2 protein-coding genes are annotated in these 990 nt (G+C 60.2%); both read right to left on the reverse strand.

Annotation, left to right across the window (positions count from 1 at the left end):
- Positions 1-215 (reverse strand): PAS domain S-box protein (locus tag MRBLMR1_RS26980; RefSeq protein ID WP_500066965.1); only part of this gene is annotated, 215 nt, incomplete at its 3' end.
- A 61-nt stretch (positions 216-276) separates the two neighbouring features.
- Positions 277-990 (reverse strand): HWE histidine kinase domain-containing protein (locus MRBLMR1_RS26985; protein ID WP_500066966.1); only part of this gene is annotated, 714 nt, incomplete at its 5' end.

The following is a 990-nucleotide window of genomic DNA, read 5'->3' on the forward strand; positions in this document are numbered from 1 at the left end:
CGGCCGATGATCTCCTCGTCGCTGTAACCGGTCAGCTTTCTGAATGCCTCGTTGCAAAAGATGATGGGATTATCGGCTTGGCTGGGATCCGTGACGATCATCGGCATGCGCGTGGCCTTGAACGCCGCCGCAAACGGGTCTTCGCTGACATGCCCGGCGACCAGGCGATCTCCGGCGCTGCGAGCGTCACGTCGATTTTGATCCTTTTCCTGCATTGTGATCCTGATTGATTTAAGCCACGACAGAAGTCGCAGCGGATCAATTCGTTCCTGTCGGTTATTTCGTGGCGTGCGCTAGAAGGACGGCCTCGATTTCACAGACGACGCCCGCAGCGTCATAGACGATTGCCGACGTACCGTTAAGCTCCGCCGCCAACAAGCGCTCGACCAGGCGAGATCCAAAACCCTTCCGGGTCGGTTGAGCGACCGTCGGCCCACCCTTTTCCTGCCAGCGGAGGCTGAGAGCCGCGGTTTTGGGGTCATAGGTCCAGATGATCGACACCCGTCCTGTTGGAACGGACAGCGCCCCGTATTTGGCGGCATTGGTTCCAAGTTCGTGAAGGGCGAGCGACAGTGTGGCGACAGCCTTCTGCGGCAAGAGTACCGACGGCCCCGAAACCTCGAAGCGCTCCGGCGGGTATGGCGCAACGGCCTGCTCGACCACCGCCGTGAGATCGGCACTTTGCCAATCCCCTTCGGCAAGCAGATCGTGGGCGTGCGCCATTGCCGACAAGCGTGCTTCGTACGCCGCGACAGCATCCTGGGTGTCTGTCGCCTTGGCCAATGTCTGGCGAGCAATGGCGATGACCGTTGCAAAGACGTTTTTCACACGGTGATGCAGCTCGCCGATCAGCACAGCCTGAAGCCGCTCCGCCTCTTTCTTCGCGGAGATGTCATGCGCGATTTTCGAGGCGCCAACAATCCTGCCGGCGGAGTCATAGATCGGTGAGACGCTGAGGAGAACGTCGACCAGACGTCCGTCCTTACGCCT

Source organism: Neorhizobium sp. LMR1-1-1.1, assembly GCF_040675795.1.
Taxonomy (GTDB): Bacteria; Pseudomonadota; Alphaproteobacteria; order Rhizobiales; family Rhizobiaceae; genus Neorhizobium; species Neorhizobium cellulosilyticum.